The following is a 10,172-nucleotide window of genomic DNA, read 5'->3' as shown; positions in this document are numbered from 1 at the left end:
GATCGCGTTCATCCGGGTCCAGGGACCATCCCCGCGGGTGCGGGGAGCAGACTCGACACCTGCCAGGTTAGGAGGCAGGGCCGGGACCATCCCCGCGGGCGCGGGGAGCAGGGAGCCGCCAGGCCGCCGCCCGGCAGCTCGCTGGGACCATCCCCGCGCGTGCGGGGAGCAGTGCTTCTCCTCGTCGGTGGCCTGGTCCCAGTGGGGACCATCCCCGCTCGCGCGGGGAGCAGACCGCCCGGTTCCTGCGGCATGAGCTCTTCGAGGGAACATCCCCGCGCGAGCGGGGAGCAGCTCGTGGGAGACGCGTCGCCGGTTCAGCACGCGGGATCATCCCCGCGGTGCGGGGAGCAACCCGTGGCGCGCAGGTCGACCGACAAGTTCCAGGGACCATCCCTGCGGGTGCGGGGAGCAGTTCGCGATCTTCAGCATCTGCTGCTCGATCGCCGGGTGGCTTTGTTCACGTTCAGCAGCAGCGTTTGTCGATGAGTTTCGGCAGCGGTTGGTCATCAGCCAGCTCGCGGATGCTCACGAGAAATGACGGCAGTGCCGTGCCGCTGAGGCAGACGGACGAAGGTGCAATCATCTGTTCGTGGTGACAGATGCCGAGTGGACTCGGATTCGGAGGGACCTGCGCTTCGGGCAGGTCTTCAAGGGCACCGTGGTGAAGGTTCCTAGGCCCGGTGCGATCGGGATCTTCGTGGACATCGGCCTGAGCGTCGGAGGCTTTGTCGACGTTCTGCTGCTGCCGAGCGAGGGCGAAGACTGGCCAGCGGAGGGCACGGTTGCCGATTTCGAGATCTGGTGGGCAGACAGCCGCCAGCAGATCCGACTGAAGCCGTCCGACTCTCGGTATCTGCGGACCGACTTCACAGACTTCGTCGAACGCTTCCGTCCCAGTTGGCCTGCCGATGTCGGCCAGCCCGTTCGTGACCCGGGGCCTGTCACCCCCGACGAGTTGCGGGCCCTGCTTCGCTCCGATGGGTCGTCGGCCAGCTCCCCCTGGCGGGACGAGCCGGCGCTCGGCTGGCCGCCCAGCTGGGCTTCGATGCTGGACGAATGACCTTGTTACGCAGGGTCATGGCACTGCCCGATCCACGGTTCGGCACGCCGCGGGTGCTGGGCGTGGACGACTTCGCGATCCGCCGCGGCCAGACCTACTCCACCGTGCTGACCAGCGTCGAAGACCGTCGCGTGGTCGATGTGCTCCCGACCCGTGAAGCCGGGCCGCTGGCAGCTTGGCTGGACCGCCACCCTGGCGTGGAGATCATCTGCCGGGACCGGGCGGGCGCCTATGCCGAAGGGGCCCGCCGCGGTGCCCCCGATGCTCTGCAGGTCGCTGACCGGTTCCATTTGTGGCAGGGCCTCGGCCGGGCCGTGGAGACCTGCGTCGCCGCCCATCGTGACTGCCTGCGCACCCCGGCGCCCAGCGGCACGCTGACGGAGGCCACTCGACCGGCTCCAGGGCGATCGCAAGACGACGCGGAGCCCGCCGGCCGACGAGCCGAGCGCAAGAAGGCCGCACACGCCCTGGTCCACGAGATGCTCGCCCAGGGCCACTCACGCCGGGCGATCGCCCGGCACCTGGGCTGGGGCCTGAACACCGTCCTCCGGTACGCGAACGCCGCACGCTGGCAGGACACCATCCGCGACAACCGGCCCCGGCCCAGCAGACTGGACCCCTACAAGCCCTACCTGGAACGACGATTCGCCGAGGGATGCACCAGCGTCACCCGACTGCACAGCGAGCTGATAGCTGAGCACGCCCCGGTCACCTACGGCATGGTCCGCGCCCACATCGCCTCCTTGCGCGGGGCTCCGGCCGCGGCCCAGCCAAGGCCGCCGACGGTACGCCAGGGGACCGGCTGGCTCACCCGCCACCCCGCCACCCTGACCGAGGAAGACCGGACTGGCCTCAAGGACGTCCTGGCCCGTTGCCCCGAACTGGCCAGGCAGCCGGGTACATCCGCGACTTCGGCGAGACACTCACCGACCACCTCGGCAGCACGCTCCCCACCTGGATCGACGCGGTCGACGCCAACCAGCTACCTGGCCTCACGGGCTTCGCACTCCACCTGCTCCGAGACCTCGACGCCGTGACCGCCGGGCTCACTCTCGACTGGAGCTCGGGCAGCATCGAGGGCGCCGTGAACCGCATCAAGAAGATCAAGCGGCAGCTCTACAGCCGCGCCGGATTCGAACTGCTACGCAAGATGATCCTGCTCCAGTAGCGCATCGTCCGGGTGCCGGCTCGCCAGCTTCCCGGTCCCTTGAGATCAGAGTTCGGTCGTCCAGATTCCGACAGGATGGTCACGCGACGGGAGCCACAACTGAGGCTGTGAGTCGCGATGCCTCTCGTCAGCCTGCTCATCCCAGTGGAAACGGCCCTCGGCATCAGGCCACGGGACTTTCAGCACGGGCAGAGGCGGCCGCCGGTAGAACCCGATGGCCTGCCCGAAGAAGGTCCGGTACCAGCTGCGATCGACCTGCCTGAGCGCGACTCGATACCCGTGGACAACATCAGGATGGCTCTGGCCGTCCGCCAGCACTTCACCCGCTGCGGTCTTCTCTCCGAGCGTGTTGAGCATGCGGTGCATGGCGTGGACATCGAGCCCGAACATGGCGAGTTCAGGTCCGCCGTAGGTGTGCGCGAGGCCGATTGTGTAGGCGAATCCAGGACCGATCTCGTCGTCGGGAACCATCACGACGTGCCATCCGTGCTGCCGCACGTGCTCGATGACCATCAGATCCATGCGGTCCGCTTCGTCCCGGTCGCCATAGTCATGACAGAGGACACACCGGCACTGGAACGGATCATCAGTCATGTGCCGAAGGTATGAGGTAAGCCTTCAGGCCGAGCAACCGGGGTTTGGACCCTCTCAATCGAAGAGCGCCAGCACCCTCCGCAAGGCTCCCCAAGATCTGTGCCAGAACCCACTACCCGTGGACAAAGCCACCGGCTGGAGATGCACACCCCCGCTGCCGTCTGGCGGAAGAAGAGCGAGTACGACGAGGCGAGGCACAAGGCCCTCGTGCTCCAGACTGTCCTCGATCCCAAGGGCCCGCCCTCACCGCGCTGAAGGACCTGCGCAACCGGCTGACCCACTCCGGCTGGAGCGACACGGCCGAAGCCGTTCGAGCCCGGACGCTGCCCGTGCTGACCCTGCTGCTGAGCTTCCTCCGCCTCGACGTTCTGCCGCATGTCGAGGACCCGCACGAAGCGTGGACCGCTGAGCAGGCGATGGAACAGATCCGCGGCCAGCTGCGGCACCTGACGGGCTACGTGGCGCAGCACATGGCCGAGATCGCCGACCAGCTCCAGGGGCATGAGGATGTGACCGTCGCACGCCGCTAGTGCGGCCAGGACGCGGTCGTGCTCAACGGCGGCGCGGCAGGCCTGACGTGCCACTTCTGTGGGAAGAACTACGGCAGCGGCATCGACACGCTCTCGCGGCATGACGAAGGAGTTTCCACGATCACGGGGAAACATCACTCAGCGGTCTTCCCCCTGGAAGGTCAGAAGGAGGTCTGCGGCGATGCTGATCGCGATCGTGGCGGGTTCCTTGCCGGTGATCTCGGGGAGTCCGATCGGAGTCCTGATCCGGTCGATGGTGGCGGCGTCGTGGCAACCCTCGTTGGCCAGGCGCTGGCGGAAACGTGTCCATTTGGCGGCCGAGCCGATCAGACCGATCGAGCCGAGGGCCGGGGTCCGCAGGGCGACGTCGCAGAGTGCGGCGTCCTCGGCATGGTCATGAGTCATGATCAGGACGTGGGTGCCGGGTGCCAGCTCTTCGAGCACCTCCTCCGGGAGGAGGGGGGTGTGGTGCACCTTGATCTGTGCGACCGCGTCCGCAGTGAGCACGTCGAGGCGTTCCCCGGCGATCATGTCGGCACGGCTGTCCGTCAGATGCAGGTCGATGTCGTGGCGGGCCAGGATCCGTGCCAGTTCGAGGCCGACGTGCCCGATGCCGAAGATCGCCACCGCCGGGACCACTGGCAGCGGTTCGAGGAACACGGAGACGGCGCCGCCGCAACACTGCACGCCGTGCCGACCGGTGACCTTGTCGTTCAGAGCGAACTCCATGAGCTCCGGCTCCGCGTCGGGTTTCTTGATCAGCTCGCGGGCCCGGTCGATCGCGACGGCCTCGATGTTGCCGCCGCCGACGGAGCCCCATGTCTGGGTGCGACCTACGACGAGTTTGGCGCCGGCCTTGCGTGGTGCGTGACCGCGCACGGTCGCGACGGTCACGAGCACGCCGGGTTCCCGGCATGCCCGCAACCGCGCGACCGCGGCGATCCAGGTCGTGTCAGGCATGATTCAAGGTGTGTGCTTCCGCGCGGGGCTCACTCCCCCGCACCTCGCTCGCACGGGCAGCTTCGACGGCCCAGTACACCGCCTCCGGTGTCGCCGGGCAGGCGAGGTCGACGCTGACGTCGGCCGGCCCGAACGCCGCAGCGGCCTGCCTCAGCGCCTCCCGCACCGAAAACGCCAGCATGAGCGGGGGCTCACCGACGGCCTTGGAGCCGTACACGGCGCCTTCCTCGGTGGCGTTCTCCAGCAGCGTGACGTTGAACTCCTCCGGCATCTCGGAAAAGCTGGGCAGCTTGTAGGTGCTCGCCGCCTGGGTCAGCAGCCGGCCGCGGTTCGGTCCGTCGCTGGTGTCCCAGCGCAGGTCCTCCAGCGTCAGCCAGCCCGCGCCCTGGACGAAGCCGCCCTCGACCTGGCCGATGTCGATCATCGGGGAGAGGCTGTCGCCGACGTCGTGCACGATGTCGACCCGCCGGATGCGGTACGCACCGGTGAAGCCGTCCACCTCCACCTCGGTCGCGGCGGCGCCATGCGCGAAGTACTTGAACGGGGAGCCCCGAAAGGACTTCGCGTCCCAGTGGAGGCCCTCGGTCCGGTAGTAGCCGGCCGCCGACAGCTGCACGCGCTGGAAGTACGCGGTGCGCACCAGGTCGTTCCAGGCGAGCTCCTTGTCGCTGCCGAGGGCGCGCGCGACGCCGTCGACGACGCGTACGTCGGAGGCGTTGACGCCCAACTGGGTGGCGGCCACCTGGAGGAGGCGCTCACGCAGCTGCTCACAGGCGTTCTTGATCGCCCCGCCGTTGAGGTCCGTGCCGGCGCTGGCCGCGGTGGCGGAGGTGTTGGGCACCTTGTCGGTGCGCGTCGGGGCAAGACGCACCCTGCTCAGCGGGATGCCCAGCGTGGTCGCCGCCACCTGCATCATCTTGGTGTGCAGGCCCTGACCCATCTCGGTGCCGCCGTGGTTGATCAGGACGGAGCCGTCCTTGTAGATCAGCACCAGCGCGCCGCCCTGGTTGAAGGCGGTGAGGTTGAACGAGATGCCGAACTTGATGCCGGTGATCGCGATCGCCCGCTTGGTGTTCGGGTGCGCGGCGTTGAAGGCCGCGATCTCGCGCTTGCGGTCGGCGATGCCCGCATCGTTCTGGACCTGGTGCCAGATGGTGGAGATCCGCTCGGCCTGGGTGACCGGCTGACCGTACGGCGTCGTCTGGCCCTGGCCCGGCCGGTAGAAGTTGCGCTCCCGCAGCTCCATGGGGTCCAGGCCGAGCCGCGGCGCGCAGCGACCGAGGATGTCCTCGATGACCAGCATGCCCTGGGGTCCGCCGAAGCCGCGGAAGGCGGTGTTGGAGACCGTGTTGGTCTTCGCGATGCGACCGGCGACGCGCACGTGGGGGATCCAGTACGTGTTGTCGATGTGGCACAGAGCGCGGGCGAGCACCGGCTCGGACAGGTCCAGGCTCCAGCCGCCGTCCGCGGTCAGCGTGGCGTCGAGGGCCTGGATACGGCCCTCGACGTCGAATCCGATTTTCCACGTGGCGTGAAATCCGTGCCGCTTGCCGGACATGGTCATGTCCTGGGTTCGGTTGAACCGGAAGCGGACGGGCCGGCCGGTGAGCTTGGCGCCGAGCGCGGCGATGGCCGCGAAGCCATGGGGCTGCATCTCCTTGCCGCCGAAGCCGCCGCCCATCCGCAGGCACTGCACCGTCACCTCGTGCGCGGGCACACCGAGCACGTGCGAGACGATCTCCTGCGTCTCCGACGGGTGCTGGGTGCTGCTCTGGACGAACACCTGCCCGTTCTCGTCGATCTGGGCCAGTGCCGCGTGGGTCTCGAGATAGAAGTGCTCCTGGCCGGAGAACTGGAACTCACCGGTGATCACGTGCTCGGAGTCGGCGAAGCCGGCATCGATGTCGCCGGACTCCATCAGGGGCCGGGCACCATGGAAGCTCTCGGCCGCGATCGCTTCCTGCAGGGTGACCAGCGAGGGCAGCTCTTCGAACTCCACCTCGACGGCCGCCGCACCGAGCCGGGCCGCCTCCAGGGTCTCACCGAGCACCCAGGCCACGGCGTGGCCGTGGAACATGACCTCGTCGGGGAAAAGCGGCTCGTCGTGCTTCATGCCGGCGTCGTTGACGCCGGGCACGTCGGCTCCGGTCAGCACGCGGACCACGCCTGGCACGGCGAGCGCGGGCTCGGTGCGCAGTGCGGTGATCCGGCCGTGCGCCTTCATGACCTGGACGGGGTAGGCGTGCAGCACGTCCTTGGTCCGGTAGACCAGGTCGTCGGTGTAGAGCGCGGCACCGGTGACGTGCAGGTGGGCACTCTCATGCGGCATCGAGATGCCGACGACGGGCTTCTCGGGACGCTCGGACAGATGACTCATGACGACACCGCCTCGGTGTTCTGGGCGTACAGCTTCTTCAGGCTCTGGCCGAGCATCGCGGCACGGTAGAGGGCACTGGCGCGATGGTCGTCCATCGGTGTGCCCTCGGAGCGCAGCTCGCGAGCCGCGGCCTCGACGGTCTCCGCCGTCCACCGCCTGCCCTCCAGAGCGGCCTCGGTGGTGTGTGCGCGGATCGGGGTGGCGGCCACGCCGCCCAGGCCGATGCGTGCCCTGCGGACGATGCCGTCCTCGATGTCGAGCGCGAAGGCGACCGCGACGCTGGAGATGTCGTCGAAGCGCCGCTTGGCGATCTTGTGGAAGGCCGTGACGGGCGACAGGGGCAGCGGGATCCGCACGGCGCGGATCAGCTCGCCGGGGTGTCGCACGCTCTGTCGGTAGCCGGTGAAGTACTCGGCGAGGGGGACCTCGCGCTCGCCGTCGGCGTCGGCGAGCACGAGCGACGCGTCGAGCGCGAGCAGCACCGGCGGACTGTCACCGATCGGGGAGCCGGTGCCGAGGTTGCCTCCGAGGGTGGCGCTGTTACGGATGAGCCGAGAGGCGAACTGCGGGAACAGCTCGGCGAGCAGCGGGACGTCGCCGTCGAGGCGACGCTCGATCTCGGTGAGCGTCACTGCCGCACCGATCTCCATGTGGTCGGACTCGACCCGCAGCTCCCGGAGTTCCGGAAGTCGATCGATGGCTACCACGTAACTCGCGCGGCGGGAGCGGATGTTCACCTCGACGCCGAAGTCGGTGCTGCCGGCAACCGGTACCGCGTCGGGCTGCTCGCGCAGCGCCCGCAGCGCATCGGCCAGGGTGGGGGGTCGCCGGAACGTGCTGCCGTCCCGGGTGTATTCGGTGGCGACAGGCGCAGGCGGCTCCTGATCCCGGCGCTGCGCGAAGGGATCGTCCTCGGCGGGCTCGCCGACGGCGAAGGCCGCGTCACGGATCGGCCGGTAGCCTGTGCAGCGGCAGAGGTTTCCGCTCAGCGAGTGCAGGTCGAAGCCGTTGGAACCATGCTCCGTGCCGGCCTGGTCGGCGGCGTCCGCGTCCGTCCCGCCGTGCGCGCAGCGGTCGGGCCGGTAGTACTCCGACGCCATGCTGCAGATGAATCCCGGCGTGCAGTAGCCGCACTGGGAGCCACCACGGACCGCCATCTCCTCCTGCACCGGGTGCAGCGTGGGCGGCCTGCCGTCTTCGCCGGACGTGGCGAGGCCCTCGGCTGTGACGACCTCCTGACCGTCGAGCGCCGCAACCGGCATCAGACAAGCGTTGACCGCCACCCAGTCGGTGGGCTTCTTCACTCCGGGCCTTGCCACCAGCACCGAACAGGCACCGCATTCGCCCTCGGCACAGCCCTCCTTCGTGCCGGTGAGACCACGCTCACGCAGGAAGTCGAGCACCGTCAGGTGAGGCACAACAGGAGCAATCGGAAAAATTTTCCCATTAATGGTAACTTGCGCTCGACTCATGACTTCTTCTCATCTCGGCGCATGGGGGAACTGCTTGCACGGGTCGCCATATCAGACCTTCTGTTCAGTACACAGAGGGAGGATTTTTGAGGCGTGCGCCGGTATGCACACAACGACACGCCACAGGAATGTCAGAAAAGAGAGAACCCGGGCCGGAAAAGGGCACTCCGGGGTATGCCTGCTCAGCAGCCGTGTGCTACACGGCCCGGAACCCAGGCGCTCTGTCGAGTGAGGCGATTCAGGTCGGAGAAGATCGACATCCGACCTCACCCCTTCCAGTCACGAGTCGGCGCGGACGAAAGTACGTTCCCTCCGGCCCATCGGTCAAGCACCGTTCCAGAACCCGAGCAGATTCCTCCACCCGGGTGGAAGACGTGTGAGACGTCTGGCCCTCGGGCAGCGGCAACACCCACTCGGCCGGGCCCTTGCCGGCCTTCGCCCTGTGCGTGCGCGTCATGACCGCGACCAGGAGGTGGGAACCTCCTGCTCGTTCGCGTACGCCTCGCACCTCTTCATCGCCCGGTTTGGCTTTGTTCACGGGTAGCGGTTCTGGCTCAGGTTCCGTGCAGTCGGCACGGTGAGCGACAGCTGGGCGTTCCCGAGCGGCATGCGAAGTCGCCCGAAAATAGATGATGGTCAGTGCCGCCGGGCTGACAGTCCGGGCCGTGGAAGAGGTCGTGCTCCGGCTGTAGGAGCTTCTGTTCCCGGCGGTCGCAGACATCGCGGTGCTGTCGGTGGACGCGGAGAGGGAGAAAGGGCGTCTTGATGCGCAATGCACCACGGCCGGCGCCGCCTGCCCGGGCTGCGGAGCCTGCTCGACCCGGGTTCACAGCTCCTACCCTCGGTTTCTCGCTGCTGTCCCGAGCTCCGGACGAAGCGTCGTACTCCAGCTGCGGGTCCGGCGGTTCCGGTGCAAGAACACCAAGTGCCCGCGCCGGACGTTCGTGGAGCAGATACCCAGCCTGACCCGCAGGTATGGCCAGCGCACCGAGCGGCTGCGTTCCACCCTGACCCCAGTCGGCCTTGCCCTGGCCGGTCGAGCCGGCGCCCGCCTGGCTGGCGTGCTCGGCATGCCCATCAGCCGGAGTACGGTCTTGCGCCTGGTCGAAGCGCTGCCCGAGCCACAAGTGCCGACGCCGCGAGTGGTCGGCGTCGACGAGTACGCCGCCCGCAAGGGCAGCCACTACGGCACGGTCCTGATGGACGTCGAAACCCGCCGTCCGATCGGTCTCCTGCCTGATCGAGAAGCATCGAGCCTGGCCGCCCGGCTCGCCCAGCGGCCCAGTGTCGAGGTCGTCTGCCGAGACCGGGCGCCGTTCTTCGCAGAAGGCGCCACCGCCGGGGCACCGCAGGCGATCCAGGTCGCGGACCGGTGGCATCTGTGGCACAACCTGAGCGAAGCCACCGAGCGTTGTGTCGCAGACCGCCGCGGGTGCCTGCGGGTGGACCCCGGGGAATTGCATCTGCTGCAGGGTCGGCCGGTGGCCGTTGGCCCTGAACTGCGGGAAGTTTACCGGCTGACTGCTTGATGCCCAGTGAACCTCATCCAGCCATTGACCTGCTCATTTTACAGGGTTCATTCATCAGATGCATGCCTCCACCCTCTGGCGAGAGAGGGTGGGGAGTGTCCGACGGTACGAGGGAAGCGCACGGGGCGGCGGTCCTGGAGCTGGGCATCTGCTGCACCCCGAGGACGCGGTACTCGACGCGATGCTGTCTGGCTGGGCATGGCAGCAGTTGGGTGGTCGGGGACTTCAGCCGGGGACCATCGACGGCCGCCGCCGGGTCATCGCAACGTTCGGGTCATCGCAACGTTCCAGCAGTTCACAAACGAATACCCATAACACCGGACGGCTGCGCACATCGACGAGTGGATGGCGGACCTGGTGATGCGGCACAACCGTGCCAAGTCGACACTCCGCAACTACCAGGGGGCCTCGGCCTATTCATGGACTACCTCCTCAACCCGGTCTACGGGTGGGTGGAGGTCTGTCTGGATCGATTCGGT

Annotated in this window: 9 protein-coding genes; 5 read left to right on the top strand and 4 right to left on the bottom strand. The window is 68.0% G+C overall.

Annotation, left to right across the window (positions count from 1 at the left end):
• The first annotated feature begins 592 nt into the window (after positions 1 to 592).
• Genes OO54_RS34925 through OO54_RS48420 form a run of 3 tightly spaced genes read left to right on the top strand, consistent with a single transcriptional unit; the run spans position 593 to position 2,231 of the window.
• Entirely contained in the window at positions 593 to 1,063 is a 471-nt protein-coding gene (locus tag OO54_RS34925; RefSeq protein ID WP_234439585.1) for a hypothetical protein, read from the top strand.
• Positions 1,060 to 2,100: a transposase gene (locus OO54_RS44260; protein ID WP_234439584.1), complete on the top strand. Its 1,041-nt coding sequence runs from the start codon at positions 1,060 to 1,062 to the stop codon at positions 2,098 to 2,100. Before OO54_RS34925 ends, OO54_RS44260 begins: the two co-directional genes overlap by 4 nt.
• Positions 2,097 to 2,231: a hypothetical protein gene (locus OO54_RS48420; protein ID WP_267888972.1), complete on the top strand. Its 135-nt coding sequence runs from the start codon at positions 2,097 to 2,099 to the stop codon at positions 2,229 to 2,231. The genes OO54_RS44260 and OO54_RS48420 overlap by 4 nt, the downstream gene beginning before the upstream one ends.
• 45 nt (positions 2,232 to 2,276) lie before the next feature.
• Here OO54_RS48420 and OO54_RS34910 read toward each other — a convergent pair whose 3' ends face one another.
• On the bottom strand, positions 2,277 to 2,825 hold the full coding sequence (locus OO54_RS34910) for a DUF4262 domain-containing protein (protein ID WP_033210653.1): 549 nt from the start codon (positions 2,823 to 2,825) through the stop codon (positions 2,277 to 2,279).
• Positions 2,826 to 3,154: 329 nt separating this feature from the next.
• Here OO54_RS34910 and OO54_RS34905 point away from each other — a divergent pair, with 329 nt between their 5' ends.
• Positions 3,155 to 3,355 (top strand): hypothetical protein, encoded by a 201-nt coding sequence (locus tag OO54_RS34905; RefSeq protein ID WP_033210645.1) that lies wholly within the window; start codon positions 3,155 to 3,157, stop codon positions 3,353 to 3,355.
• A 138-nt stretch (positions 3,356 to 3,493) separates the two neighbouring features.
• Here the strand turns inward: OO54_RS34905 and xdhC are convergent, their stop codons facing one another.
• The 3 genes from xdhC to OO54_RS34890 are packed head-to-tail and all read right to left on the bottom strand — an operon-like array spanning position 3,494 to position 8,164.
• Complete coding sequence (gene xdhC / locus OO54_RS34900) at positions 3,494 to 4,315, bottom strand: xanthine dehydrogenase accessory protein XdhC (protein ID WP_033210644.1); 822 nt, start codon at positions 4,313 to 4,315, stop codon at positions 3,494 to 3,496.
• Positions 4,308 to 6,692, bottom strand: a complete 2,385-nt coding sequence (gene xdhB / locus OO54_RS34895) for a xanthine dehydrogenase molybdopterin binding subunit (protein ID WP_051787537.1) — start codon at positions 6,690 to 6,692, stop codon at positions 4,308 to 4,310. Before xdhB ends, xdhC begins: the two co-directional genes overlap by 8 nt.
• The gene (locus tag OO54_RS34890; RefSeq protein ID WP_033210641.1) at positions 6,689 to 8,164 is read right to left on the bottom strand and encodes a xanthine dehydrogenase small subunit; all 1,476 of its coding nucleotides are present in this window, start codon (positions 8,162 to 8,164) and stop codon (positions 6,689 to 6,691) included. Before OO54_RS34890 ends, xdhB begins: the two co-directional genes overlap by 4 nt.
• Positions 8,165 to 8,889: 725 nt before the next feature.
• Between OO54_RS34890 and OO54_RS34885 the strand changes: the two genes are divergently transcribed.
• Positions 8,890 to 9,693 (top strand): ISL3 family transposase, encoded by an 804-nt coding sequence (locus tag OO54_RS34885; protein WP_167348166.1) that lies wholly within the window; start codon positions 8,890 to 8,892, stop codon positions 9,691 to 9,693.
• The last annotated feature ends 479 nt before the right edge of the window (positions 9,694 to 10,172 follow it).

This window comes from Streptomyces wedmorensis, from assembly GCF_000716445.1.
In the GTDB taxonomy this organism is placed as follows: domain Bacteria; phylum Actinomycetota; class Actinomycetes; order Streptomycetales; family Streptomycetaceae; genus Streptomyces; species Streptomyces wedmorensis.
Note: the sequence above shows the minus strand (reverse complement) of the source record. Positions and strands in the feature narration are given on the sequence as shown.

Bases quoted from the DNA above. Each gene is read 5' to 3' on its own strand.
- xdhB (WP_051787537.1), bottom strand. From the start codon at position 6,692: ATGAGTCATCTGTCCGAGCGTCCCGAGAAGCCCGTCGTCGGCATCTCG.
- OO54_RS44260 (WP_234439584.1), top strand. From the start codon at position 1,060: ATGACCTTGTTACGCAGGGTCATGGCACTGCCCGATCCACGGTTCGGC.
- OO54_RS34890 (WP_033210641.1), bottom strand. From the start codon at position 8,164: ATGAGTCGAGCGCAAGTTACCATTAATGGGAAAATTTTTCCGATTGCT.
- OO54_RS34910 (WP_033210653.1), bottom strand. From the start codon at position 2,825: ATGACTGATGATCCGTTCCAGTGCCGGTGTGTCCTCTGTCATGACTAT.
- xdhC (WP_033210644.1), bottom strand. From the start codon at position 4,315: ATGCCTGACACGACCTGGATCGCCGCGGTCGCGCGGTTGCGGGCATGC.